This is a genomic window from Pseudomonas sp. SDO5532_S415, from assembly GCF_054071155.1.
The window spans coordinates 1-25,068 of sequence record NZ_JBSVWS010000085.1; the positions used below are offsets into that span (position 1 = coordinate 1).

22 protein-coding genes are annotated in these 25,068 nt (G+C 58.1%); 12 read left to right on the plus strand and 10 right to left on the minus strand.

Features of this window, described 5'->3' with window-relative positions; all coding sequences use genetic code 11:
- Positions 1-67: 67 nt before the first annotated feature.
- Positions 68-436, minus strand: a complete 369-nt coding sequence (locus ACW9HW_RS18355; RefSeq protein ID WP_457401162.1) for a DUF427 domain-containing protein — start codon at positions 434-436, stop codon at positions 68-70.
- Between the two features lie 272 nt (positions 437-708).
- On the opposite strand from ACW9HW_RS18355, the gene ACW9HW_RS18360 reads away from it, so the two are divergent.
- From ACW9HW_RS18360 to ACW9HW_RS18370, 3 genes are all read left to right on the plus strand, one after another.
- Complete coding sequence (locus ACW9HW_RS18360; protein WP_095195059.1) at positions 709-2,664, plus strand: DNA topoisomerase III; 1,956 nt, start codon at positions 709-711, stop codon at positions 2,662-2,664.
- A 181-nt stretch (positions 2,665-2,845) separates the two neighbouring features.
- Complete coding sequence (locus ACW9HW_RS18365) at positions 2,846-3,349, plus strand: GNAT family N-acetyltransferase (protein WP_095195060.1); 504 nt, start codon at positions 2,846-2,848, stop codon at positions 3,347-3,349.
- A 522-nt stretch (positions 3,350-3,871) separates the two neighbouring features.
- The gene (locus ACW9HW_RS18370; RefSeq protein WP_095195062.1) at positions 3,872-4,201 is read left to right on the plus strand and encodes a hypothetical protein; all 330 of its coding nucleotides are present in this window, start codon (positions 3,872-3,874) and stop codon (positions 4,199-4,201) included.
- Between the two features lie 204 nt (positions 4,202-4,405).
- On the opposite strand, the gene cynR is transcribed toward ACW9HW_RS18370, so the two are convergent.
- Positions 4,406-5,287, minus strand: coding sequence for a transcriptional regulator CynR (gene cynR, locus ACW9HW_RS18375; RefSeq protein WP_457401164.1), 882 nt, complete (start codon positions 5,285-5,287; stop codon positions 4,406-4,408).
- A 122-nt stretch (positions 5,288-5,409) separates the two neighbouring features.
- Between cynR and cynS the strand changes: the two genes are divergently transcribed.
- Together cynS and ACW9HW_RS18385 are read left to right on the plus strand one after the other, a co-directional pair.
- Positions 5,410-5,877 carry a cyanase gene (gene cynS, locus ACW9HW_RS18380; RefSeq protein WP_457401166.1) on the plus strand — a complete coding sequence of 156 codons (468 nt, stop codon included), beginning with the start codon at positions 5,410-5,412 and terminating at the stop codon, positions 5,875-5,877.
- A 61-nt stretch (positions 5,878-5,938) separates the two neighbouring features.
- A complete protein-coding gene (locus ACW9HW_RS18385; protein WP_095195065.1) occupies positions 5,939-6,601 on the plus strand; it encodes a carbonic anhydrase in 663 nt (220 codons plus the stop codon).
- 80 nt (positions 6,602-6,681) lie between these two features.
- On the opposite strand, the gene ACW9HW_RS18390 is transcribed toward ACW9HW_RS18385, so the two are convergent.
- Complete coding sequence (locus ACW9HW_RS18390; protein ID WP_095195066.1) at positions 6,682-7,032, minus strand: BON domain-containing protein; 351 nt, start codon at positions 7,030-7,032, stop codon at positions 6,682-6,684.
- A 171-nt stretch (positions 7,033-7,203) separates the two neighbouring features.
- A complete protein-coding gene (locus ACW9HW_RS18395; protein WP_457401168.1) occupies positions 7,204-8,706 on the minus strand; it encodes an aldehyde dehydrogenase family protein in 1,503 nt (500 codons plus the stop codon).
- Positions 8,707-9,049: 343 nt separating this feature from the next.
- On the opposite strand from ACW9HW_RS18395, the gene ACW9HW_RS18400 reads away from it, so the two are divergent.
- A complete protein-coding gene (locus ACW9HW_RS18400) occupies positions 9,050-9,565 on the plus strand; it encodes an HvfX family Cu-binding RiPP maturation protein (protein ID WP_457401170.1) in 516 nt (171 codons plus the stop codon).
- Between the two features lie 129 nt (positions 9,566-9,694).
- On the opposite strand, the gene ACW9HW_RS18405 is transcribed toward ACW9HW_RS18400, so the two are convergent.
- Together ACW9HW_RS18405 and ACW9HW_RS18410 are read right to left on the minus strand one after the other, a co-directional pair.
- Positions 9,695-10,663, minus strand: coding sequence for a nitrilase-related carbon-nitrogen hydrolase (locus ACW9HW_RS18405; RefSeq protein ID WP_095195069.1), 969 nt, complete (start codon positions 10,661-10,663; stop codon positions 9,695-9,697).
- A 104-nt stretch (positions 10,664-10,767) separates the two neighbouring features.
- On the minus strand, positions 10,768-11,700 hold the full coding sequence (locus tag ACW9HW_RS18410; protein ID WP_457401172.1) for a GlxA family transcriptional regulator: 933 nt from the start codon (positions 11,698-11,700) through the stop codon (positions 10,768-10,770).
- Positions 11,701-12,746: 1,046 nt separating this feature from the next.
- On the opposite strand from ACW9HW_RS18410, the gene ACW9HW_RS18415 reads away from it, so the two are divergent.
- The 3 genes from ACW9HW_RS18415 (at position 12,747) to ACW9HW_RS18425 (ending at position 17,652) form a co-directional block, all read left to right on the plus strand.
- The gene (locus ACW9HW_RS18415; RefSeq protein ID WP_457401174.1) at positions 12,747-16,298 is read left to right on the plus strand and encodes a hypothetical protein; all 3,552 of its coding nucleotides are present in this window, start codon (positions 12,747-12,749) and stop codon (positions 16,296-16,298) included.
- Between the two features lie 97 nt (positions 16,299-16,395).
- Positions 16,396-17,247, plus strand: coding sequence for a hypothetical protein (locus ACW9HW_RS18420; RefSeq protein WP_457401176.1), 852 nt, complete (start codon positions 16,396-16,398; stop codon positions 17,245-17,247).
- Positions 17,248-17,265: 18 nt separating this feature from the next.
- Positions 17,266-17,652: a hypothetical protein gene (locus ACW9HW_RS18425; RefSeq protein ID WP_095195073.1), complete on the plus strand. Its 387-nt coding sequence runs from the start codon at positions 17,266-17,268 to the stop codon at positions 17,650-17,652.
- An 11-nt stretch (positions 17,653-17,663) separates the two neighbouring features.
- Here ACW9HW_RS18425 and ACW9HW_RS18430 read toward each other — a convergent pair whose 3' ends face one another.
- Positions 17,664-18,290, minus strand: coding sequence for a cell wall hydrolase (locus tag ACW9HW_RS18430; protein ID WP_095195074.1), 627 nt, complete (start codon positions 18,288-18,290; stop codon positions 17,664-17,666).
- A 141-nt stretch (positions 18,291-18,431) separates the two neighbouring features.
- Here ACW9HW_RS18430 and ACW9HW_RS18435 point away from each other — a divergent pair, with 141 nt between their 5' ends.
- The gene (locus ACW9HW_RS18435) at positions 18,432-19,283 is read left to right on the plus strand and encodes a CAP domain-containing protein (RefSeq protein WP_095195075.1); all 852 of its coding nucleotides are present in this window, start codon (positions 18,432-18,434) and stop codon (positions 19,281-19,283) included.
- A 149-nt stretch (positions 19,284-19,432) separates the two neighbouring features.
- Here the strand turns inward: ACW9HW_RS18435 and ACW9HW_RS18440 are convergent, their stop codons facing one another.
- Positions 19,433-21,757 carry an FdhF/YdeP family oxidoreductase gene (locus ACW9HW_RS18440; RefSeq protein ID WP_095195076.1) on the minus strand — a complete coding sequence of 775 codons (2,325 nt, stop codon included), beginning with the start codon at positions 21,755-21,757 and terminating at the stop codon, positions 19,433-19,435.
- A gap of 417 nt (positions 21,758-22,174) precedes the next feature.
- Here ACW9HW_RS18440 and moaA point away from each other — a divergent pair, with 417 nt between their 5' ends.
- Together moaA and ACW9HW_RS18450 are read left to right on the plus strand one after the other, a co-directional pair.
- A complete protein-coding gene (gene moaA / locus ACW9HW_RS18445) occupies positions 22,175-23,173 on the plus strand; it encodes a GTP 3',8-cyclase MoaA (protein WP_457401178.1) in 999 nt (332 codons plus the stop codon).
- A gap of 4 nt (positions 23,174-23,177) precedes the next feature.
- A complete protein-coding gene (locus ACW9HW_RS18450; RefSeq protein ID WP_457401180.1) occupies positions 23,178-24,077 on the plus strand; it encodes a bestrophin family protein in 900 nt (299 codons plus the stop codon).
- Positions 24,078-24,130: 53 nt separating this feature from the next.
- Here ACW9HW_RS18450 and ACW9HW_RS18455 read toward each other — a convergent pair whose 3' ends face one another.
- On the minus strand, positions 24,131-24,259 hold the full coding sequence (locus tag ACW9HW_RS18455) for a hypothetical protein (RefSeq protein WP_256590252.1): 129 nt from the start codon (positions 24,257-24,259) through the stop codon (positions 24,131-24,133).
- Positions 24,256-24,795, minus strand: a complete 540-nt coding sequence (moaB, locus tag ACW9HW_RS18460) for a molybdenum cofactor biosynthesis protein B (RefSeq protein ID WP_457401181.1) — start codon at positions 24,793-24,795, stop codon at positions 24,256-24,258. The genes ACW9HW_RS18455 and moaB overlap by 4 nt, the downstream gene beginning before the upstream one ends.
- Between the last annotated feature and the right edge of the window lie 273 nt (positions 24,796-25,068).

Here is a 25,068-nt window from a genome sequence, read left to right on the forward strand (position 1 = left end):
AGTCGCCATCGACGTTGACTGACCCACCGCTTTCGCGAGCAGGCTCGCTCCCACAGTGGTTTGTGAGTCACTCGTCGAGTTCGACGACCTCGAACTTCACCTGATCCGGGTAAAACGCCATGTATTCACGAATCTGCGCGACAGAAACTTTTGGGTTCTCGTAACTCCATACCGCATTGGCCCCTTCATGCCCAGGCACCTGCAGACTGAAGTAACTGGCATCGCCCTTGTACGGGCAATAGCTGGTGTGATCGGTGCGGGCGTAATACTTCTCGTCAATGTCCTCTCGCGGCACGTAATACACCGGCGGATAATTGGCCTCCAGCAGCACCAGCGCGCGTGAGGACGCGGCCACCTGGATACCGTGAAACTTCACCAACAGGCAGCCGGGCTGCTCGGCGATGGTGATGACAGGGTTAGGACCGGTGCTTTTCATGGAATTCGTTCCTCATGACGAAGGTGACCGCGTTATCGTTCATCGCGAGCAAGCTCGCTCCTACAGCGATGGGCTGCGTCGCAGCCCCAAAACCTGAGACCACGATGTATCAGGTATAACCCAGATTTTGCATCCGTGAATGCATCACAGCCGAACGGGACCGGTAACCCATCGCAACGCACCCGCTGTACATCCATACAGATAAAGATTGCCCCCGCGCTCATCACCCGCCATTCTGTGCACCTCCCGGACACTGATCGACGATGGTGGTTATGCGGCTGTACCTCTGTGAAAAACCTTCCCAGGCCAAAGACATTGCGGCCGTGCTCGGCGCCAAACGTCGCGGTGATGGCTGCTGGCTGGGAACAGATGTCACGGTGACCTGGTGCATCGGCCATCTGCTGGAAACCGCGCCACCGGATGCCTATGACGCGCGCTACAAGCGCTGGGTGCTGGCGGACCTGCCGATCATTCCGGACAAATGGAAGATGACCGTCAAACCCCGCACGGCCAGCCAGTACAAGGCGGTCAAGCGCCTGCTCGGTGAAGCCGCCGAACTGATCATCGCCACCGACGCCGACCGTGAAGGCGAGATGATCGCCCGGGAACTGGTGGAGCATTGCCGCTATCGTGGACCGATCCGTCGCTTGTGGCTGTCAGCTCTGGACGATGCCTCGATCCGCAAGGCCCTCGCCGCGCTCAAGCCGGGAACGGAGACCTTCAGCCTGTATCATTCGGCACTGGGCCGTAGCCGGGCCGATTGGCTGATCGGGATGAACATGAGCCGGCTGTTCACCCTGCTGGGGCGCCAGTCCGGTTATCAGGGCGTGCTGCCGGTCGGCCGGGTGCAAACGCCGACCCTGCGCCTGGTGGTGGATCGGGACCGCAGCATTGCCGATTTCATTCCGGTCGCCTATTGGGCCATCGACGTGCAACTGCTGCATCACGGTATCCCCTTCACTGCCCAATGGCGGGCGGACGCCGATGTTTGTGACGATCAGGATCGCTGCCTGAATCAGACGCGGGCCCAGCAGGCCGCTGCTGCGATGACGGGCGCCGCGAGTGCCAGGGTGATCAAGCTGCGTACCGAGCGGATGCGCGAAGTGGCCCCGCTGCCCTTCGACCTGGGGACCTTGCAGGAAGTCTGCTCGAAGAAACTCGGGCTTGGCGCCCAGGAAACCCTCGATATCGCCCAGGCACTCTACGAAACCCACAAAGTCATCACCTATCCGCGCAGCGACTGCGGTTACCTGCCACTCAGCCAGCACAGCGAGGCGCCGGGCATTCTGGCGGCATTGCGCCAGGCCGACCCGGCGCTGAACGCCTTGCACGACCACCTGGAGCCACAACGCCGCTCACGGGCCTGGAACGATGCAAAAGTCAGCGCACACCACGGCATCATCCCCACCGCGGCGGCGAAAAACCTTGAACGACTGGCGGGCAAGCAGCGCGCGGTCTACACCCTGATTCGTGCACGGTATCTGGCGCAGTTCCTGCCCAATCACGAATACGACCGCACCCAGGCCGACTTCGATTGCGCCGGTGAAGCCTTGCGCGCAGTCGGCAAGCAGATCGTCGAACCTGGCTGGAAGCGCGCCCTGCCCGAGGCCCTTGCCCCAAACCCGAACAAGGCTCGTGAAGTGCCGGCCCCGCAAACCCTGCCGAACCTCAGGGAAGGCATTGATTGCGCGGTGGCCAACGTACAACTCAAGGACCTCTGGACCCAACCGCCCAAGCCCTTCACCGAAGGCGACCTGATCAAAGCCATGAAGAACGTCGCCAGGCTCGTGGAAGATCCGTTGCTCAAGCAGAAGCTCAAGGACACCACCGGTATCGGCACGGAGGCGACCCGCGCCTCGATCATCCAGGGCCTGCTCGACCGCGGTTACCTGATCAAGAACGGCAAGGCACTTTCAGCAACCCCGGCCGCGTTCAGCCTGATCGATGCCGTGCCGCGAGCGATTGCCGATCCGGGCACCACGGCGATCTGGGAGCAGGCACTGGACATGGTGCAGAGCGGCGAAATGAGTCTCGAAGAATTCGTTACCAAACAGGCGGCATGGATGAGCAAACAGGTGGCCCGCTGTGCAGGCCTGAGCCTGACCATCAGCGGCCCGGCAAGCCCCGCCGGGCGTGGTGCCACGCCGTGGAAAAACAAGCGCAAGCCCGCCAAGCGCAAGGCATCGACTGGCGCTAAACGCACAGCAAAACCGTCGAGCAAGGCTTGAAGGCAACTCAAGCCTGACACCGATCCTGTGGCGAGGGAGCTTGCTCCCGCTGGACTGCGTAGCAGTCCCGTCTTTTTGGGGAAAAGGGGCCGCTTCGCGACCCAGCGGGAGCAAGCTCCCTCGCCACAGTTTTCTCGTCGTTCGAACTATCCTTGACTGACGGGATCAGGAGCGACTTCGCATGCCCTCGATAGAACTGCACCCCGCCCAACGCGACGAACTGGAAACCATCGAAAACCTGATGCAGTTCTACACCTATGACTTCAGCGAGTGGTTGCCGCTGAAACTGGGTGAGCACGGTTTTTTCAACATTCAGCCCCTGCCGGACTACTGGCGCAAACCCGCGACCCGGCCGTTTCTGATCCGCGTCGACGGCGAACTGGCAGGTTTCGTGACCGTGGATGACGACACCCACCTGCCCGGCGCCTGCTACAACATCGGCTACCTGTTTGTCGCACGGCACTTTCGTGGCCAGGGTGTCGCGAGGTTTGTCGTATCCACCCTCTTGAGCCGCTTCCCCGGTCAATGGCAGATTTTCCACATCGAGGCCAACCAGCCCGCGCGCCTGTTCTGGACGGCGATCATGCCGGGGCTTAGCCGGGACGGATTCACCCGGCATCAGCAAACGATCAAGGGTTATCCCTGCACCCTCTACCGCTTCGAAGTCTCGCCGCAACCCGCCTGACCGGCGCTTTCCCCCCACTTTTTTTAATTCCACACAGCTTTGTCCGACAATATGTAGTGACCAAAAATAATCACTACAAAACCGTTGACGCCTTCGATTTGCCCTTGCATGATGCAGACGTCTCCCCGATCGGGAGTACAGGCAACACGTTTGAGCAAGCTCGTCTGACCGCCGAGCTGTTTTTTCCGGATACACGCTGCCCACAAGGCAGATTGAAGAAGCTGACCTGGCCTGAACGTCCAGTACAAGGGCGAGAAGCGCTGGCGATCCATCCTCATGAAGCTTGTGGCCGACCCTGAAAGCGTTGGCAGGGCCAGAAGGTTTTCGCCGCTTCTCTTCGTTGTGACGCTATTGCGTAGCAGTTATTCAACACGACTACATGCAACAGACGCAGGACCTCGCCGATTTCGGCGGACGACTGCTGACGTCCTGGTTTCGGTGCCAGGGATCAACTAACCGATGGGCTACTTGTATTAGCGAATCAACTTTGAAAGATCACCAATTGGTCAAGGGAGCTTTATGATGAATCTGAACAATCAACCGACTATCGAAGAACTGGCTCGTCTGTTCGCGGCGAAAAAAGATACGCTCGACAACCATATTCTGTGGATCAGCAAAACGGGCCAGGTTCATATCGACTGCCTGTCGCCCCACGCCCATGAAGCGGAGTTCGACCAGAACAACCAGAACCTGCTTGCCCGACTGAAGATGTACCGTCGCGGCCAGGGCTACGTCGGCAAGAAAGCCGCAGCCGACAAAGACTTCATCGGCAGTGTTCTGCAAACGCTGAAACAGGCCTGGGCCTCGATGCAGAACCAGAACGAAGTTCGGGTGATTGATCGGTTGTACTAATTAAGTTGAGTCGTCGCTGACTCATTAAATAAAAGGGCCTGCTCTCAAAAAGAGCAGGCCTTTTTTAATGCCCGATATTCAGGTTCAACCACATCCACTGTGGGAGCGAGCCTGCTCGCGAAAGCTGACTGCCAGTCGATATCAATGTTGAATGTGCTGCCGCATTCGCGAGCAGGCTCGCTCCCACACTGGGGGTTGTGGTGGTCATGAGAAATTTGTACCCAACACCAACTCCACAAACGCCAACGACGCCGCGCTGTGATAATTGTTCTTGCGCCGAAGCAACGCCGCCCCACGCCTCGGCGCCTCACCCGCCAATGGAATCTTGCGCAAGGCACGATCGCCCGTGGCGATAGGTTCCGGAAGGATCGTCGCCATCGCGGTGTGGCGAATGACTTCCAGCAGGGTATTGACCGAATTGACCTCAATGGCCACCTTCGGTGTGATACGCGCCTGAACGAAATATTCGTCAATACAGGTGCGGGTAACGAAGCCGGGAGTCAACAGAGCGAACTCCAGTTCCGCCATCTGTTGCGTGGTCAATGGGGTCTGATGCTCATACAACGGATGCGCCCGGCCAACCATCAGCCCCAACGTCTCGGTAAATGCAGGGATCGACTCGATGTCGGCGTTCCTTACCTGATCAAACGCAATCGCGATGTCCAGTGAATCCTCCGCCAACCCGGTTTCGATGTCGTCCATCGACAACTCGAACACCTCCAGATGGATATTCGGATAGCGCTCCACGTAATCGCGCACCAGCGGCCCCACCAGATACGCCATGAAGGTCGGGGTCATGGCCAGGCGCAGGCTGCCGCGGGACAAGTCCTTCACGTCATGCAACGCACGCTTGCCCGCCTCCAGCTCCACCAGCACCCGACGGGCGCATTCGATATAGGCCTGGCCTGCATCGGTGGGTTTGACCGTGCGCGAGGTGCGGTCGAACAGGCTGACACCGAGGGTTTCTTCCAGCTGCCGAATCTGTTGCGACAGGGTCGGCTGCGACACGTGCAAGGCTTCGGCGGCACGGGTGAAACCGCCGTTGTCGGCGACGGCCAGCAAATAACGCAGATGACGTAGCAGCATGGGCAAACCATCCATAGGCAGTACTTATGCGTTGCATTGTATATCGGTCTTGGACGCTATGGATCGATCGGCAGAAGATGACTCCACACCCAAGCACATCCCCCTGCAACAGGAGATTCACCATGCAACAGTCCCATGCCTACAACGACACCAGCCTTGAACTGACCGCCAGGATTCTCGACGCAAAAGCTCGCAAAAATCTGTCCTTCGAAGACGTCGCTGAAGGCACCGGCCTTGGCTTGGCTTACGTCACTGCCGCTCTACTCGGCCAGCACCCGCTGCCGGAAAGCGCCGCCAAAGTGATCGGCGAAAAACTCGAACTGGATGCCGATTCGGTAGCCCGCCTGCAAATCATCCCGCTGCGCGGCAGCCTCTCGGGTGTCCCGACCGACCCGACCATCTACCGCTTCTACGAAATGATCCAGATCTACGGCACCACCCTCAAAGCGCTGGTTCACGAACAGTTCGGCGACGGCATCATCAGCGCGATCAACTTCAAGCTCGATATGAAGAAAGTCGAAGATCCTGAAGGTGGTCATCGTGCAGTGATCACCCTCGATGGCAAGTTCCTGCCTCTGCGTCCTTTCTGAGTCGACACCGGGCCCGCACTGCCGCGCGGGCCAAACACCGCACATTCACGAGGACGCAACCATGCAAGCGCTCATCGAAGGTTTTCTGAAGTTCCAGAAAGAAGCCTTTCCGCAACGCACTGACCTGTTCAAACACCTGGCCACCACCCAACACCCGGGTACTTTGTTCATCACCTGTTCCGACAGCCGTGTCGTGCCGGAACTGCTGACCCAGCAAGAGCCCGGTGAGCTGTTTGTCATCCGTAACGCCGGCAATATTGTGCCCTCCTACAGCCCCCATCCCGGCGGTGTGTCGGCCACGGTCGAATACGCCGTCGCGGTACTGGGGGTGACCGATATCGTCATCTGCGGCCATTCGGACTGCGGCGCGATGACCGCTGTCGCCAAATGCACCTGCATGGATCATTTGCCCGCCGTCGGCAGTTGGCTGCAACACGCCGAGTCGGCAAAAGTCATCAACGAATCCCGGCCCCATGCCAGTGAAGCGGCGAAAGTCAGCTCGATGGTGCGCGAAAATGTGATCGCGCAACTGGCCAATATCCAGACGCATCCGAGCGTGCGCCTGGCCCGGGAGAAAGGCCTGTTGAATTTGCATGGTTGGGTGTACGACATCGAGACCGGTTCGGTCGATGCCCTGGATGCCAATAGCCACCGTTTCGTGGCGCTCTGCGAGTATCCGGACACCTGCGCCCTTCCCGCACGATCCGCAGAAGCAGCAGCCTGAAGTTTGAACCTGTTGACAGAGAGACGATCGGGGCAGCGCTCCCGGCTCACGGGAGCGCTGGACCGACACGATCGACAGGGTTATTTATCGTCCATCCTCGTTGACGATTGTGAGCGCTTTTCAGGGGCCTCTTCAGCGTTAGGTGGTTCTGGAATATGGCCTGGCGTGAACACGTGAGTCAGCAGGTCTCGGGCATCGACTTCGACGACGCCCTGAACCGAACGAGCCAGACCAACCGCTTGCTCACACTGTTTATGGGTGTTGACGCGACCGCTCAACGCCACCGTGCCCCCATGGGTTTTGACATGGATTTGCAAACCCAGGCTTGGTTCGGCCATGGCCAGGGCTGACTTCACCCTGGCGGTAATCCATGTGTCGTGAACGCCTCTTTCCAGATCCTGAGAGTAATGTTGAAACGAATGAAGTTTCATGATGTAACCCTCTTCACGGAAGCAGATGCGCCGCCCGCCCCATTTGCGGTGCAGCCCTCTGCCTCTCAGGCGAGCGTATGGAACATCTGATTCGTTTTGGAGTGCTCGCCCGCCAATACAGACGCACATGAAAAGTATAGTGCGGCCTTCGCCCGGGGTCGGGGCGCCGACTCAACGCTTGACCGATAGATCCGTCTGGGTCATGCGGCTGCGAATGGTAAAAACACCGTCGCCCGAGAGAATCGCGCTGCGCGCAAACAGCCGGCCACTCTCCCAGTTCGACAGGCCCAGTTCCGGCTTGTTGAGTGCGTACTGGCCGTCGACCCAACGGGTAATGCCGTTGCCGACAAACGGTGCGTTGACCGCGTTGTAGAAACGCTCCTGCGTCGCCGCATCTTCGCTGATCAGCGACACCGTGAACTGCGGGCTGTAGCGATTGAACAAGGCGATGGCACTGTCCAGGTCGTCGACGATTTTCAGGCTGACTTCCGGGGTTTCTTCCCACTCCCACTCGCGGCCCAATTGCTCTTCGGGCAGCGCTTCGGCCAGGGCTTCGGTGCGGTAGCCTTCGGCGCGGTAAACCTCGACGGTCGCGCTTTGCCAATCGCCGGGCAGGAACGCTTCGCTACCCTCGACGATGTGCAACTTACAACCCTGGCCCCGTGCCTTGCCGGCCTGTTGCAGTGCGTCGAGAAACAGCGGTACCAGTTCGGCGGCGCGGTCGCGGTGAATCAGGCAGACGTTCAGGGTGTTGCAGACCTTGCGGTCGAGGGAGTTGCGCACCACGCTGGCGAAACGCGTGGCATCGGCATCGGTATCGGCGATCAGCCAGGCACCACCGGTGCCGTGCAGGCTGACGGCGGTGCCGGCCTGTTGCGCGATACTGCCCAACTGGCTGACGGCACGCCCCGAACCACGGGCCACCGCCAGTGACAGACGGCGGTCGGCGAACATCGCCCAACCGGCGGCATGATTGACGCTTTCCACCAGCGACACGGCGCCGCTCGGCAAGCCAGCATCGGCGAGCGCGGGATTGAGTGCATGGGTGACGATCGCCTGGGCGGTGCCCAACGCATCGCTGCCAATGCGCAGGACCGCCGTGTTGCCGGTGCGCAACACACCGGCGGCATCGGCGAAGACGTTCGGCCGGCCTTCGAAGACGAACGCGACGATGCCCAGTGGCGACACCACTTGCTCGACTTTCCAGCCATCGTGCTCGACACAACTGATGACTTTGCCGCGCGAGGCCGGGGCATCGCGCCAGGCACGCAGCCCGGCGATCATGTCGCGGCGCATGCGTTCGTCGGCCAGCAAGCGCGTGGTTGAACGACCACGGGCCTTGGCGCGCTCGATGTCGGCCTGGTTGGCCGCTTCGATCAAGGCCCAGCATGCCGGGTTTTCCAGGCGTTGAGCGAACAGGTCGAAGAAGGTGCTGATGGCCTGATCCGACACCGCCGACATGGCGGTAAACGCCGCCTCCGCACGCTCGATGGCAACGGCTGCCGCTTGCTGGTCAGCCACCGGAATCAACAACAATTCGCCGCTGACCTGCTCCACCAACAGGTGGTCTCCGGGCTGGAAGCGCGCCGCCAGTTCGGGGCTGACCACAGTGACACGATTACCGGCGAAAGGGATCGGCGTGCCAGCGACTAGACGTTCGAGCGCAAGAGACATGAAGCGGTTACACCATGCAATGGGCGGGGGGAAAAATGTATAGCAAAAGTCCTGTGGGAGCGAGCCTGCTCGCGAAGAGGCCATCACCTTCAACATACATGCCGACTGACCCACTGCCTTCGCGAGCAGGCTCGCTCCCACAAGGGGTCATCAACGCCTTGAGGCTACGTATCAAAGTGTGTACAGCCCCGCCCCAGACACAACAAACCTTCAAACCCCGCGCCGGGGACACATCGCAGATACACCTGCCTGATGAAATTCACCTGTCGATTGGCCAAGCCGATCCTTGCGCTGAACGGGCACGCGTCGCCCGACATCCCTGACTTGAAGGAGACCAATGTCCATGAGCACTTCGATTTCATCGGCCGTCAAAGGCCTGCACCTGAACCTTGACCGTGCCGGCAGCTGGATCGCGCCGCTAACGCTGCGGGTATTCCTGGCCTGGGAATTCTTCGAGTCAGGCCTGGAAAAATTCAATGGCGAAAACTGGTTCGCCGATATCCAGGACCGCTTCCTGTTTCCGTTCAACCACCTGCCGGCCACGTTGAACTGGGAACTGTCGATGTGGGTGGAACTGATCTGCGCCCTCGCCCTGCTGGCGGGACTGGCCACACGGTTTTCGGCGATCAGCCTGATCGTGGTCACCATCGTCGCGACCGCCGCTGTTCACTGGCCCGCTGACTGGTCGAGTCTGAGCGAGCTGGCCCAGGGTTACTCCATCACCAACAAAGGTTACGGCAACTTCAAACTGCCGCTGATCTACCTTGCCGCCCTGGTACCCCTGGTGTTCACAGGTCCGGGCAAACTCAGCCTCGATGCGCTGCTGGCGCGCGTCTTCTGGCGTCGCAGCAACCACTGAAACGAAACGCATCCCTTGTAGGAGCGAGCTCGCTCGCGATGGTCGTAAACGATAACGCGTTGAACCAATCAGTTCGCGTCATCGTTGGCGACCATCGCGAGCATGCTCGCTCCTACGGATTGCAGAGGGTCAGATCTGTTCCACCGCCTCTGTCTCGGACAGCTTCGGATGCGCGCCGCGCTCATGCACATGAGCATGCGGTGTACGGTCGATCAGCAGGCTCAACAGTTCCGGACGGCTGTAGTGCCCACGGGAATCCATCATGCGCTTGCGCTTGTCGATCAGGCCCATGTCGAGGTCGACGATCACTTCGCCCTCACCTTCGGTCAACACGCCCGACACCACGCCGTCAGGGCCGATGATCGCGGTGTAGCAACCACCGGAGATCGGGCCGATCGGGCAACCCGTGTCGGCCATGATCTGCGCCTGTTGCTCAGGGTCGAGCCAGGCGGTGGAGTTGACCACGAAGCAGGCCGCTTCCAGTGCATGCTGGCGGATGTTGACTTCCATTTGCGAGGCGAACAGCGGACCGGCGAACGAGCCGGGGTACATCGAGGCGTGGATCTGTTCGCCATCGGCCATCAAGGCGTAACGGGCCAGCGGATTGTAATGTTCCCAGCACGCGAGCTGACCGATGCGCCCTACCGCGCTGTCGACGGCACGCAGGCCCGAGCCGTCGCCCATGCCCCAGATCATGCGCTCGTGATACGTCGGGGTAATCTTGCGGCGGCTCTGGATCAAGGTACCGTCGGCGTCGAACAGCAACTGCGTGTTGTACAGCGTGCCACCGTCACGCTCATTGACGCCGATGGACACCACCATGCCGGCCTCTCTGGCGGCTGCGCCCAAGGCGTCGGTCGCCGCCGACGGTACGGTCACGGCCTGGTCCAGCAGCTTGAGATGTTCCGCAGCCATGGCGAACGGTGCCTGGACGAAAGAGAAATACGGGTAGTACGGCACGATGGTTTCCGGAAACACAGCGAACTGCACCCCCTGTTTACCGAGTTCGAGGATCTTCTCCACGACTTTATTGACCGTGCCTTCACGGCTGTAGAGCACGGGACTGATCTGTACGGCGGCGGCTTTAACGAGGGTCATGATGGCGATCTCATTCAAGAAGTGGGCTTCAACGAGATCAAGATTACGACAATCATATTTGGACTCAAATGTCGTATGCACCACCTTTTAGGACATGATGACAGTCATGTCCGGTTGGCACGCTGAATCACCTGCGGGGGTTGGCCAAATGCCCGGATAAACGCCCGTCGCATGCGCTCCCGATCACCAAATCCGGTGTCAGTCGCCACCACATCGATGGAGTGCCGACCGGTTTCCATCATCAGCCGGGCCGACTCCACCCGCAGGCTTTCGATGGCCTTGGCCGGCGATTGACCGGTCTCGGCATGAAACACCCGACTGAACTGGCGAGGGCTGAGATTGGCGGCATTGGCCAACTCTTCCACCGACAGCGTGGACTTGAGGTTTTGCTTGGCGTAAGTCAACGCAGCCTGGATGCGGTCGGTCTTGGGCGCCAGTTCCAGCATCACCGAGAACTGCGACTGCCCGCCGGCCCTGCGGTGATACACCACCAACTGCCGGGCCACCCGCCGCGCGACCTCGGCGCCCAGATCCATTTCCACCAGGGCCAGCGCCAGATCGACGCAGGCACTCATGCCGGCGGCGGTCCAGATATGGCCATCGTTGATAAAGATGCGGTCCTCTTCGACTTTGATTTTCGGATAGGCCTTTTGCAGCGACGCGGCATGGCACCAGTGCGTGGTCGCCCTGCGTCCATCGAGCAATCCGGCCTCGGCCAAGGCGATGGCACCGGTGCAGATCGAGCCCAGGCGTCGGGTGCTCTGACTGGCTCGCTGCAGAAACGCCACCAAACCTGCTGAGACCGGACGGATAACGTTATCGCCCATGACCAGCAGCGTGTCGAACGGACGCTGATCGAATGCGGTGGTTTCCACTGCGAACCCTGCCGAGGTGGGCACCAGGCCGCCGGTTTCGGACAGCAACCGGATGCTGTACACCGGCTCGTCAGCGGCGTTGTTGGCCAGCTCGAACGTGGCGGACATGGACAGGCCGAGGACCTGGAAACCGGGGTAAACGATGAGGCCGATGGGGTGCATGGCGGGCGTCTCGAATGACCTGAAAAGTGGCAAAACATATTTCACGCCATACAAACTCTACACGCCTGACCATTAAGGCGACGAGATCTTTTTACGAGTTCATGCTACGTGTAGACACGAATGCTTGGCACAGTGTATAGCCCGCGTTACAACTTGACGTTAGAACCTGTTTGAAAATTATCATTAACTTTACACATCCTCACCCTGCATCAAATACAAGGAGCGAAGGTTCAATATTTTTTTGGAATATTTCGAAATCAAGCGGTAATCCACTATCTCCATATCGCATTAATACATAACCACAACGCCTTACTTACAAGCAAATACAGACACGCCTATCACGAGAAGGCCAATATTTTGAATCAACCGCTGATGGATCCAAGCACCAAAAGTCGGTAGTGCTTAAAAAACGTCTAATAGACGCATTCTGCAAATATACAATCCGTCACCTTACTTGATGTTTTTTCCACTCCATCGGTACAAACTGGATTCAGGTGACTGCATCACAATATCTGGACTAACGGGCGTCCCGCCGATAAACGATGGGCTCCGCCAGGATCATATTCAATATGCTGCGTGCCACGCTCCCTGCCTTCACGCTGCATAAAACCGCTCTAAATCAGCTTGATTGCCACTCCGCAAGGCGTAAAGCTATTTTTACCGGGCACCTCGGGCACCCAATAGAAAACAGAATACTTCTAGGCATTCTACCTGGATAAGCCTGTCACCCCTCACAACTCCGCCCACAACTTCAATCTTGTTCAATTGAATCGCTCCACACAAAAACAAATACCACAAAGAAGCTGGCGCACATTACAAGCCACTTTAAAACTTTAACCTCTGGAATCATGAAATTAAATCCACCGCTAATTCATCCGCAACTAACCAACCAGCAGAAAACCGTTCCAATCCAGCACACCGATTGACACCTGATGGGGTCAGCCACAACAAAAAGTCCAATTGGCCCGGTAAAAAGCCGCTCTTAACCATCTGGTTAATCAGGTCTATACATAACTAGTAACAGTCGGCCACCTGAGGGACAGGCCATGGACAACAACAAGGATTCAGGTACTAACCTGGCTTTTTGGCTACCAGGCAGTGCGGTCATCCTCAGTCTGGTGGTATCGACATTCGCCCTGACCCGCGAACCTTTCCTGGAGCCACGTCCTGTCGGTGCACAATTTCAGGCACAACTGCCTATCGAAGCACGGCTATGGCAGGACCCGTTTGATGCGCTTGAGCGGTATCGCAAAAAGCTCAGGGATACCGGCAACAAAGAGGCCGAAAAAAAACTATGCGTTCCCGAAATCACCACGCTACCAGGAGAAACCACCCTCCCCGATATCATGGTGGCGTTGGTCGAAGGGGGCCCTTATGCCGATGAAGTCGAGCGCCGGCGTCGTACTCGATACGCCCTTTTGGCCGGGTTCAAAAATTCCCACAGAGTACCTGCTCAGGAGCAGTACATACATTGCTTGAGGCTTACCAGGGATTTCACATTCAACGACACGGAGTCGGTAAGCGATCTCGCCATCCCTTATGAAATGTTTGTCTCCAACCCCCTTGATCGAGTGCAACCTCCAAAAGGAACACAGCCGCCTGCGAACCAGACAATCGTGTTCTGGCTCAAACAAGACGCTCTGGGTTCACAGCCACTGCAGAACCTGGAGAAATTACGCGTAAACCTGTCATCCAAACTTGGCAGGCTACGGGAATCGCCCGCTACTGGCACACAGCCACCCGAGACACCCGCTGTCCTGAAGGTCATCGGCCCCGCAACCTCAACGATTCTTCGCGATATGTACGAAGAGGAGGCCGACGGCAACGCCCCTCCTCATATCGAGATCTATTCACCTCTGGCCACTGCCGACAACGAGCTCCTCGATAAAAGCCTCAAGCCTCGTGATCAGGACAAGGACGCTGACTCGGACACGGAAAAGGACACGAAAAACAAGAAATCGCCGTACAAAGAGACCATGAAAATACTGCGCACCGTCAGCGACGACGGCACCATGACGCAGCTGCTGTTGGAAGAGCTGAAACTGCGCCGTGTCGATCCAGCGTTCGGGGTACGTTGCAACAAAGGCAGCCTGCGCCGAGTCGGATCGCCTTGTGTGGGAAATAGTTGGCGCAGTTTCGACCGCATCGCGTTGATCTCGGAATGGGACAGTTTCTACAGCCGCGCGTTGATCGAAAGCTTCAAGGCCCAGGTCGCCAAGGACGCCAACCTGCGCGACGACGATGAAAAGGCAGTAATCAATCAGTGGATTCTGCGCTTCAGCTACTTGCGCGGCCTGGACGGCCGACTTCCAGAGGAAGCCGCCAGCAGTGACAAAACCACTGGCACCGATACCGGCAAGAACAACAAGGACCCCAGTAAAATCGATTTGAGTCCATTGGAAAAAGCTGACGGAAACTCCCAGCTTGATTATCTGCGGCGCCTGGCCGACCACATAGCGCAAGTGGATGACGCCTATCGACGCAACGGTGAAAGCGGCATCGGCGCCATCGGAATACTGGGTGTCGATGCCTACGACAAGCTATTGGCATTGCAGGCACTCAAGAACCGGATGCCATACAAACTGTACTTTTCCACCGACCTCGACGCACGCATGCTGCAACGAGGACAGGCGCAAACCACGCGCAATCTGATATTGGCCGCACCCTACGGCCTGTCGCTGACGCGGGCACTGCAGCAGGATGTACCGCCGTTCCGCGACAGCCTGCAAAGCGCTGTGTTCATCTCTGTTCTGGCGGCGCTGGCGCCGCAATCCTTCGATGCCAAGCGGGCAAAATTCGACTATTCAAAATCAGAGCTGCTCTCGCCCGGCATCTATGAGATTGGCATCAGCGGATTCATTCCATTGGCGAGCCCGCTGAGTGGCAATCGCCCCGCAAGTTGCGAAGCACCGACATTGCTGTCCCGGTCGGATCAAGACCTGCGACCGCATGACCTGATGGCGTTGCGATGCCTTCAGGACCCGTCACCTCCGCCCTATCCTCAAACGACCCAGGCAGTACGCGATCAGCTCAAGAACACCCAATCGTTCTTCTGGGCAGGACCGCTGGCGGTCACACTGCTTTTACTCGGCGCGTTCATCGTCTGGTGGTGGATCGAAGTTCCGAAGAATGACAGCAAGTTCACCCATCGCTGGGTACGAGGTGTACCCATCACGCTGTATCTGGTGGCAGCATTCTGCGCTTTTATCGCCACGCGTTTCTGGCACGCGGAATTCCTTTGGGTCACCTTTCTATTGATTCTACTTGGCATTATCTCGTCGAATCTTGTCCGGCGCTCCGAAAGGCAGGCCTTGCTGAAAAACGACGCTGCCGCCGACACAATCAACCACTTACCCAATGCCTCTGCGTGGTACATCGTGGTTCCCCTCGTCGTCTTTGTCCTTGTGCTGATGCTGGCGTACCAGATGCGTAGCACGTTGACGGCCAACGGGTTGGGTGAGCCGATGTTCCTGTTCGAAGGCATCAGTGCCTGGCCAACCGTGGCGCTGCGTGTGGCCGCGGTGCTGATATCGCTGTCGGCATTGGCATGGGGCTGGCGCAGCCTGTGCATCAACAGAACCGAGATCGAGATCAGCTACGATTTGCAACCACACATGTGCAGGTATCCCATGACCTTGCGAGGGCAAGCACTGCGCTTCTTCCGCAAAGGACTCGAAAAGGGCTGGACCCTTCGTCGCTGGTGCAAGGAACTGGGACGAGGCCTGATGTTCATCTTTTTCCCGCTGGTAAGGGCCAGCGATGATTGGGCCAAGTCCTGTGCATCCACCAGGGTTGGCCCGGACGGACGCAAGATGATCTTCATTGCCCCCTTCTGGGGCGAGCACTGCGTATGCGGGTCGTTCGGCGCCCGAATGTTACGCGCTCTTTTTGCTACCTGGATTTTCGTCGTGGTCACCAGCGTACTTTTTGTCGCTTGGCCAATGGAGCAAATTCCCGTACGAGGCGAATCAAGGGTGTGGATGTTGAGCTGGCTGATTCCAACCCTGACGTTCCAGGCACTGGTGTTCTGGGTCGTGGATGCCAATCTGCTACTGACGCGTTTCATCCGCCATCTAAGCGATCATCATGCAATCTGGCCAAGAAGTTTGCAGCTCAAACACAGGGAGATATTTGGCGAGAAGTACAAACATCCCTGCATCGACGACTGGGTGGACTTGCAAATGATCGCCAAGCGCACCTCAGCGGTCAGCCGGCTGATCTATGCGCCGACGCTGGTCATGTTGATCCTGCTGGCGGCGCGCAGCAGCCTGTTCGATAACTGGCCCACACCACCCAGCATCATCATTTCATTCCTGCTCACCGCAGTGATGCTACTGGTCTCCGCGCTCTCGCTTCGTCGCGCAGCGGAAAAGGCACGCACCGTCGCCTTGCGACACATCGATGCCTATTTGCTGGAAACACCTGCCGATAAGCCGTACTACGACAAATTCCGCATGATTCGCGAACGCATAGTGGCACTCAATACCGGGTCATTCTCGCGTTATTCCGAGGAACCGCTGGTCCGCGCGCTGCTGCTTTCGCTGACGGGTATCGGTGGCTCGGCGCTGGTGGATGCGTTGAATTATGCGAAGTTTTAGTGCCCGGCGCGCTGGAGCCGCTGTTGGCCCCAACTCAAGGTGTCTTGCTAACCGAGCGGGTTCGATAGATTGATGGAAGCCAAAGAGGAAACCCAAAATGAAACGTATGCCTCTGATGCTGTTTTTGTTGATGTTGCCCATGCTCACACATTCGAACGATGAGCAAAACATCCGGATAACACCGCACGAAGACAAAATCAAAAAACTTCACACGAATGTCATTTCAGAAGCTCAGATAGCGGGTAACCGCACCAACCTCTGGTACGCCGTATGCAACCTGATTTCAGACAAACTTATTTTTCGATGGAAACAGCCAGGATTTGGAAATGGACTTCACCATCCCCTTATCCAAAATGAATGTGCGGTGTATAAATCCGAAGCCAAGAACAGCAAAGTTGAAGCCGACACCGAAATCGTATACACACAAAGCGGCGTATCCTACAACGCACCCGCGTTCATGCCGGATAATGCATCAAATAGATATTCGCTATCAGACTGGATAACCTATTTCAAAAAAACCCTTCGGGGAGACGACTATAAACAGCCCAATCAATACTTCGACCTTACAGTACAAAGTACCAACAAAGGTGACGAAACAAGAAACATAATCTCGTGGTCTCCAAATGTCCAAACCGTCCTGATAAAACTAATAGACGCCGACGAGAAAAAACTACAGTCCATTGACGATGAACTTTCCCGACAAGACAATCTCACCGCCCGATCAATACGGGTCTCTGCATCAATTTTGAACACGCCGACAGTCGAAGGAGGTGGTGTTGCCGAGGGTTATCCCGAAGGTGAATATGCCCGACTGCAAGCGAAGGAAGGGGCCCCACGGAAAGCGGTAATTTACATGTTTGTGGGCAAACGCACCGAATTCATTACCACCCCTGTTTATCTACTTGACAAAAATGGAAATATAATCTGGACCCTAAAACTTCAGCAATAGCGAAAGGAGCAATAAAAAATGATCAATCGAATCAAGGAATTTATTTCACTCCTGTTTGGTTTTTTTGCCTTGATCATACCAATGCCGACAGGGGCTGACATGAGATTCACATTCGTTACAGGAATAGCCATCTCACTTGGCATTATCGCCGCTTCCCTGATGTTTTACTTGAAAGGGACCAGCTGGCTCTCCTTGCAACTAAGAGCAAACAACAAATCCTTGTTCATCTTATTTGCTTCTCTCCTCGCCAGCCTGGGCATTTACCTAACACTTCTATACACAATAAACACTCCCGAACCACCCATCATAAATATTGAGCTTTTGACATACGGCATCTCCACTTTCCTGCTTTCCATGTTGTTCTCCCTGATATCGATCCTCGCTACCGATCGAATGCAGAACTAATAACATCCGCCTTATTTCGCATCCCCACCCTGCGGCTTGTAAAACCGGAACAAACCGATATCCACGGTTCTGATGTATTCCCTGGCCCAATCCGGCTTCACCGTGCGGTCATGGAAATACAGTGCGCCCTTGGTGCGATCCGGCAGTTGCTTGTTCAGCGCCTTGCGCGCGATTTCCTTGGCCATTGCGTATTGCACTTCTTCCTGTACCGAATCGGAACGCCCGTCGCACCACCAGGAAAACTGGCAACTCTTGGTTTCCGAACCCTGCTTGACCACACCGCATACAGTATCGGGAAAGCCCTCATGGCCGAGGCGGTTCATGACCACGTTGGCCACGGCTTCCATATCGGCGGCGTTTTTGCCTTTGGCTTCCCAGTAGATCGAACGGGCCATGCAGGTAATGGCGTCGTCCAGCGGTGCGGCACCGGCGGGGTCGACGGCCTGGACTTCGGACTGGGTAATGGCTTCCGCTTTTGGCGCCGGCGCGGGGCCGGGATTTTCCGCGGCCTTATGCTCGAGCACCTCAGCCTTGTCTTCGGCCACTTGTTGTTTTTGTTTCTGCTCCTGGTCGGCGGCGAATGCCGGAGCAGCAAGTACAGTCAGCGCAAAACAGGCAGCTATCCAGTCGAGGCGCATGATCAGGATGACTCAGTTGGAATTATCGCTTTAGTGTAGTAGTGAAATGATTGCACACACGCCACAACATTCTGGAAAATCCGTTGCCTTAACGGGAACAACTTCACGCATCATGGGCGCAGTCAGCCAAAGGGGATCTTCATGCGCTTCACATCGTCCGCCATGCGCTTCGCCGGTTTTTCACTGGGTCTGCTGTTTGCTGCCAACACCCTGGCGAGCGATGAATCGCAACTGATCGAATCGATCAACGTTTACCGCAGCCAGGTGCAACGTTGCGCCGGCCAGGTTTCGTCGGAACTGCCGCCACTGGCGGCCGATCCGCGACTGGTACTGTCCGCCGCCAGCATCGGCAATCTGCAGCAGGCCATGGGCGCCGCGGGTTACCCGATGAAGAATGTGCAGGCGATCAGCCTGTCGGGACCGCGTGATGCGCCGTCGGCGATGAAGGCGATCCAGGAAAGTTTTTGCCAGATCGTGCTCGACCCGCAGTTCGTCGATGTCGGCGTCAGCCATCAAGATCGCCAGTGGCGCATCGTGGTGGCCCGCCCCCTGTTGAGCGCCCGCCTCGGCGACTGGCAGGCCGAAGGCCAGAAGCTGCTGGCTGAGCTCAACGTCGCACGTTCCCGACCACGCCAATGCGGCGCACAATCCTTCAACGCCACCACGCCACTGACCTGGAACGCTACCCTGGCGACCGCCGCCGAAACCCATTCGCGCACCATGGCCAACAACAATTACTTCGATCACAAGGACCGGGATGGCCGCACGCCAGGTGACCGCGCGGAACTGGCGGGCTACGACTTCCAGCAGATCGGCGAGAACATCGCCGCCGGGCAGGACAGCGTGCGCAAGGTGGTCGACGGCTGGCTGACCAGCCCAGGGCATTGCGCCAACCTGATGAACCCGCAGTTCCGCGATCTGGGGGCGGCGTATGCGGTTGATCCGAAGAGTGATGCGGGGATTTACTGGACGGTGATGTTTGGGGCGCAATAGCCACAAGACAACACAACCCCTGTGGCGAGGGAGCTTGCTCCCGTCGGGCCGCGAAGCGGCCCCCTATCATTGAAAAGCAGGGGCCTGCTGCACAGTCCAACGGGAGCAAGCTCCCTCGCCACAGGTTTTTCGGGCCGCTACGTCCATTTCTACGCCGCAGAACTGGAAATCAGGCTGCTGGCTTTCGCCTGTTCGAGCCGGATGGCGACGAACTTGGAGGTCGGTGTGTAGGTGCGGTCACCGTAACTTTCCAGCGGTACCAGCGGGTTGGTCTCCGGGTAGTACGCGGCGGCCTGACCGGCCGGGATGTCGTAGGCGATCAGGGTGAAGCCGCTGACCCGACGCTCGCGGTCGTCATCCCACAGCGCTACCAAGTCGACTTTCTGCCCCGGTTCGAATCCGAGCCGGCGAATGTCCTGCTCGTTGGCGAACACCACATCGCGCATGCCGTAGACCCCACGATAGCGATCGTCCAGCCCGTACAACGTGGTGTTGTACTGATCGTGTGAACGCATGGTCTGCAGGATCAGATGCGGCTTCACCGCCAGGTTGCGCACGCCTTCGCTGATCAGGTGTTCCGGCAACACACTCGGGGTGAACTGCGCCTTGCCGCTGGCGGTTTTCCAGATGCGGTCCGCCGCGTTGTTGCCCATGTGGAAACCGCCCGGGTGCAGCAGCTTGCGATTGAAGTCTTCGAAGCCGGGAATGCTGTCGGCAATCAGGTTACGGATGCGACCGTAGTCGCCGATGGCCCAGTTCCAGTCGATCGGGTGATTGCCCAGGGTCGCGGCGGCGATCCCGGCAATGATCGCAGGCTCCGAACGCAGATGCTTTGATTTGGGCTTCAGCTGGCCATGGGAGATATGGATCATGCTGAAGGTGTCTTCCACGGTCACACCCTGCGGCCCTTCGGCTTGCAGGTCGATGTCGGTACGGCCCAGGCACGGCAGGATCAACGCTTCGCGCCCGGTCACCAGATGGCTGCGGTTGAGCTTGGTAGCGATGTGCACGGTCAGCTCGCAGTTGCGCAGCGCGGCGTGGGTGCGCGGGGTGTCGGGGGTGGCCTGGGCGAAGTTGCCGCCCAAACCGATGAACACCTTCGCCCGCCCCTGTTCCATCGCCGAAATCGCCATCACCGTGTTGTGACCATGCTCGCGCGGCGGCTTGAAGGAGAAGCGCTTTTCCAGGGCATCGAGCAGCTCGGTGGGCGCCAGTTCGTTGATGCCCATGGTCCGGTCGCCTTGCACGTTACTGTGACCGCGCACCGGTGACAGGCCGGCGCCGGGACGGCCGACATTGCCGCGCAGCAGCATCAGGTTGATGACTTCCTGCAGCATCGGCACCGAGTGCGTGTGCTGGGTCAGGCCCATCGCCCAACACATGATCACGCTTTTGGCCCGGGCGTACATGCGCGCGGCCAGTTCGATGTCGGCCAGGGACATGCCCGACTGTTGTTCGATATGTTCCCAGGCGGTGGCATCGACCTCGGCCAGATAGTCATCGAGCCCCGAGGTGTGTTCGGCGATGAACGCGTGATCGAACACCGGCTCGCCCCCGGTGGCCTGGGCTTCGCGCTCCCACTGCAAGAGGAACTTGGCCATGCCGCGAAAGACCGCCATGTCGCCGCCGAGTGCCGGGCGAAAGTACGCAGTGTTGGTCGGTTCGGAACCGTTGAGCAGCATCTCGATCGGGTGCTGCGGATGCTGGAAACGCTCCAGCCCGCGCTCCTTCAGCGGGTTGATACAGATCACCTGCGCGCCGCGCTTGACCGCTTCGCGCAGCGGTTCGAGCATCCGTGGGTGGTTGGTGCCGGGGTTCTGGCCGATGACGAAAATCGCGTCGGCATGTTCCAGATCGTCGAATACCACGGTGCCTTTGCCCACGCCCAGGCTTTCGATCATCGCGACCGCGCTGGCTTCGTGGCACATGTTGGAGCAGTCAGGAAAATTGTTGGTGCCGTAGGCGCGGACGAACAACTGGTAGAGAAAAGCCGCTTCGTTGCTGGCCCGGCCCGAGGTGTAGAACTCGGCCTGGTTCGGCGACTCCAGCGCATTGAGATGCTTGGCGATCAGCGCAAACGCTTCGTCCCAGCTGGTTTCCACGTAGCGGTCGGTCGTGGCGTCATAGCGCATCGGGTGGGTCAGGCGGCCCTGATACTCCAGCCAGTAATCACTTTGTTCCGACAGGGTCGCGACGCTGTATTTGTTGAAGAAGGCCGGGTTGACCAGCCGGCCGGTGGCTTCCCAGTTAACGGCTTTGGCGCCGTTTTCGCAGAACTTGACCATGCCGTTTTCCGGCGACTCGCCCCAGGCGCAGCCAGGGCAGTCGAAGCCGCCGTTCTGGTTGGTCTTGAGCATTGCGCGGATGTTTTTCAGGGCGTTTTCGCTGCCCAGCCAGTTCTTGGTGACGGCGATCAGCGCTCCCCACCCGGCGGCGGCTCCTTTGTAGGGTTTGTAGCGGTCGACTTGAGACATGCGGCTTCTCCGTGACAATGCACACAGGCTTTGACCCGATTAAGGTCATTGATCGGTTGACGGAGAAAGCATATGGATGGGGATAAAATCTTGTCTAATCGCTATTTGCGACCAGATGATCGAGGATATTTATCATTGATTTTAATCGTTTAAATTCAATAATTTACAAAAACAAAAAGACATTTGACGAAGCAACTGAATCCATCATAGATCCACTCGATCAACCGGTCATTAATAGTGATTGGACGGCCCCTGAAGTTGCTCTTAGCCTGCGCTCAACAAACCTGTATCTGTGGGAGCGAGCCTGCTCGCGAAAGCACCAGGTCAGTCGACATCCATGTTGAATGTGCCGGCCTCTTCGCGAGCAGGCTCGCTCCCACAATTCATTCATTGCGTGCGCTGCCAAGCGAGGATGTCATGTCGGAACGAGTCTTGATCGATGGGTTCGCCAGGCGCGTGGACTATCTGCGGATGTCGGTCACCGATCGCTGCGATTTCCGTTGCGTGTATTGCATGGCCGAAGACATGGAATTCCTGCCGCGCCAACGGGTACTGACCCTGGAAGAGATCCATCAGGTGGCACAGAGCTTCGTCGCACTGGGCACCCGCAAGATTCGCCTGACCGGAGGTGAACCGCTGATCCGCCCGGGCGTGGTGCAGTTGTGCCAGAAGATCGCCGCCCTGCCCGGCCTGCGTGAGTTGTGCATGACCACCAACGGTTCGCAGTTGGCCAAACTGGCCGAGCCCTTGTTCGAGGCCGGGGTAAGCCGCCTCAACATCAGCCTCGACTGCCTCGACCCGCAACGCTTTCGCGAGCTGACCCGCACCGGTGATCTGGCGCAGGTGATCAAGGGCATCGACGCCGCCCACAAGGCGGGGTTTCGCAATACGAAGCTCAACTGCGTGGTGATGAAAGGTCGCAACGATCACGAGATCAACGATCTGGTGAGCTTCGCCATCGACCGCAACCTCGACATTTCCTTCATCGAAGAAATGCCCTTGGGCACCATCCATGAACACAGCCGCGCGGAGTCGTTCTACGCAAGCAGCCAGGTCCGTGAGCGGATTGCCGAACGCTACACACTGATTGATTCCGCCGAGTCGACCCAGGGTCCTTCGCGCTACTGGCGACTGGCCGAAGCGCCGCAGATTCGCCTGGGGTTCATTTCGCCCCACAGCCACAACTTCTGTGGCACCTGCAACCGGGTGCGGCTGACGGTGGAAGGTCGTCTGCTGCTGTGCCTGGGCAACGAGCATGCCGTCGACTTGAAGGCGGTACTGCGGACTCATCCGGGCCAACCCGAACGTCTGGAGAACGCCATCATCGAGGCGATGAAGCTCAAGCCTTACCGGCACAACTTCGAAGTGAACGACGACGTTCAGGTCGTTCGCTTCATGAACATGACGGGCGGCTGAAACCATGATCGTCAGACCCAAACCCAATCTGATCGGCGTGCTGACTTCACTCAAGGGTTCGATCGCCAAACGCATTGCGCGGCGCAGCCTGATGGTGACCTTGCTCGCTTCGGCCATCGTGCTCATCGAAACCTTGCACCCGAGTTTTTTTTCCAAGGTCAGTGCCACCCCGTTCACCCTGCTCGGTCTATCGCTGTCGATCTTCATGAGCTTTCGCAACAACGCCTGTTATGACCGCTGGTATGAAGCGCGCAAGGCGTGGGGCGATGTGATGGTGGAAATCCGTTCGATGATTCGCGAAACCCTGATCATCAAGGACGCCAGTGAGCGACACAGGATCCTCAGCAACCTGTGCGGTTTTGCCCACGCCCTCAATGCCCGGCTGCGCAAGGAAAACGAACTGGCCACCAGCGGCGACTGGCTGCAGCCGTTGCCTGAAGGCGGCGCCACGGACATCAGCGGGCAGGTTCTGCTGCAAGTCGGTCAACAGTGCTCGACACTCAATGAGGCCGGGGTGATCAGCGAATGGCGCTATACGATCATGGCCAACCACCTGGCCAACCTGACCCGTGCCCAGGCGGTCTGCGAACGGATCAAAAACACCCCGCTGCCGTTCCCCTACACCTTGTTGCTGCACCGGACCATTTACCTGTTCTGCATCCTGTTGCCGTTCGCCATGGCTGAACCTTTAGGCTGGCTGACGCCGGTGTTCACCGCGATTGTCAGCTACACCTTTTTCGGCCTGGATGCGATTGCCGATGAACTGGAAGACCCGTTCGGCCGCGACGAAAACGACCTGCCCACCGACGCCATCGTGCGCAACATCGAGCGCGATGTCCTCGAGGCCTTGGGCGTGACGCAACTGCCGCCACAGCTGGAGCCGGTAGACTTCGTCCTCAACTGACATCCACCGCAGATCAAAACTGTGGGAGCGAGCCTGCTCGCGAAGGCGTCAGGTCAGTCAGCACTGATGTTGAATTGGCCGGCCTCTTCGCGGGCAAGCCTCGCTCCTACAGGGCTCATGTTGTTCAGAACAACTCGCTCCACCGGCATCAATGGCGGGGCGCTCATCGCTGCAGTGTTCATCCCCTTGCTCCGCAGGCCTGCACAGACTTCAGGTGCGGAACGAAATTGCACGGACGATGCCGGGCATCCAGTTGCTCGGCGAGGATGCCTTCCCACGCGGTGCGGCAGGCGCCGGTGGAACCGGGCAAACAGCAGACCAGCGTACCGTTGGCCAGTCCGGCCAGGGCTCGGCTTTGCACCGTCGAGGTGCCGATGTCGAGAATGGAGATCGCCCGGAACAACTCGCCGAAGCCGTCGATCTGTTTATCCAGCAGACAGGCCACCGCTTCGGGTGTGCTGTCGCGTCCGGTGAAGCCGGTGCCGCCGGTGATCAGCACCACTTGAATATTGTCATTGGCAATCCAGGTCGCGACCTGCGCGCGGATCTTGTACAGATCATCCTTGAGCAAGTTGCGTTCGCTGAGGGTGTGGCCGGCTTCCAGCAAGCGGCTGACCAGCAGTTGCCCGGAGGTGTCATTGGCGTATTCACGGGTATCACTCACCGTCAACACGGCAATATTCAACGGTATAAACAATGCATCCGGTTTAACGCTCATGGAATTCTCCGGCAGGTACCAATTAAATAACTTTCAGAGACTAAAGCGGTAAAACAAGCACTGTCTAATCACTCTAGCCAACTGCACTATCGAGCGTATCTATCGGTTATTAACAAATCAAAAAACACCCATTGAACCACTGTGGGAGCGAGCCTGCTCGCGAAAGCGGTGTATCAGATACTGACTCTTTCGACTGACACTCACTCTTCGCGAGCAGGCTGTTCTGGTCAAGTATTTCCGGACACCAGTTACGGTATTTAGGCCGCCTGTTGC

Bases quoted from the DNA above. Each gene is read 5' to 3' on its own strand.
- ACW9HW_RS18440 (WP_095195076.1), bottom strand. From the start codon at position 21,757: ATGTCTCAAGTCGACCGCTACAAACCCTACAAAGGAGCCGCCGCCGGG.
- ACW9HW_RS18370 (WP_095195062.1), top strand. From the start codon at position 3,872: ATGAATCTGAACAATCAACCGACTATCGAAGAACTGGCTCGTCTGTTC.
- ACW9HW_RS18360 (WP_095195059.1), top strand. From the start codon at position 709: ATGCGGCTGTACCTCTGTGAAAAACCTTCCCAGGCCAAAGACATTGCG.
- ACW9HW_RS18435 (WP_095195075.1), top strand. From the start codon at position 18,432: ATGCGCTTCACATCGTCCGCCATGCGCTTCGCCGGTTTTTCACTGGGT.
- ACW9HW_RS18425 (WP_095195073.1), top strand. From the start codon at position 17,266: ATGATCAATCGAATCAAGGAATTTATTTCACTCCTGTTTGGTTTTTTT.
- ACW9HW_RS18365 (WP_095195060.1), top strand. From the start codon at position 2,846: ATGCCCTCGATAGAACTGCACCCCGCCCAACGCGACGAACTGGAAACC.
- ACW9HW_RS18395 (WP_457401168.1), bottom strand. From the start codon at position 8,706: ATGTCTCTTGCGCTCGAACGTCTAGTCGCTGGCACGCCGATCCCTTTC.
- ACW9HW_RS18450 (WP_457401180.1), top strand. From the start codon at position 23,178: ATGATCGTCAGACCCAAACCCAATCTGATCGGCGTGCTGACTTCACTC.
- moaB (WP_457401181.1), bottom strand. From the start codon at position 24,795: ATGAGCGTTAAACCGGATGCATTGTTTATACCGTTGAATATTGCCGTG.
- cynS (WP_457401166.1), top strand. From the start codon at position 5,410: ATGCAACAGTCCCATGCCTACAACGACACCAGCCTTGAACTGACCGCC.
- ACW9HW_RS18390 (WP_095195066.1), bottom strand. From the start codon at position 7,032: ATGAAACTTCATTCGTTTCAACATTACTCTCAGGATCTGGAAAGAGGC.
- cynR (WP_457401164.1), bottom strand. From the start codon at position 5,287: ATGCTGCTACGTCATCTGCGTTATTTGCTGGCCGTCGCCGACAACGGC.
- ACW9HW_RS18430 (WP_095195074.1), bottom strand. From the start codon at position 18,290: ATGCGCCTCGACTGGATAGCTGCCTGTTTTGCGCTGACTGTACTTGCT.
- ACW9HW_RS18420 (WP_457401176.1), top strand. From the start codon at position 16,396: ATGAAACGTATGCCTCTGATGCTGTTTTTGTTGATGTTGCCCATGCTC.
- ACW9HW_RS18410 (WP_457401172.1), bottom strand. From the start codon at position 11,700: ATGCACCCCATCGGCCTCATCGTTTACCCCGGTTTCCAGGTCCTCGGC.
- moaA (WP_457401178.1), top strand. From the start codon at position 22,175: ATGTCGGAACGAGTCTTGATCGATGGGTTCGCCAGGCGCGTGGACTAT.
- ACW9HW_RS18405 (WP_095195069.1), bottom strand. From the start codon at position 10,663: ATGACCCTCGTTAAAGCCGCCGCCGTACAGATCAGTCCCGTGCTCTAC.
- ACW9HW_RS18355 (WP_457401162.1), bottom strand. From the start codon at position 436: ATGAAAAGCACCGGTCCTAACCCTGTCATCACCATCGCCGAGCAGCCC.
- ACW9HW_RS18415 (WP_457401174.1), top strand. From the start codon at position 12,747: ATGGACAACAACAAGGATTCAGGTACTAACCTGGCTTTTTGGCTACCA.
- ACW9HW_RS18385 (WP_095195065.1), top strand. From the start codon at position 5,939: ATGCAAGCGCTCATCGAAGGTTTTCTGAAGTTCCAGAAAGAAGCCTTT.
- ACW9HW_RS18455 (WP_256590252.1), bottom strand. From the start codon at position 24,259: ATGAACACTGCAGCGATGAGCGCCCCGCCATTGATGCCGGTGGAGCGA.
- ACW9HW_RS18400 (WP_457401170.1), top strand. From the start codon at position 9,050: ATGAGCACTTCGATTTCATCGGCCGTCAAAGGCCTGCACCTGAACCTT.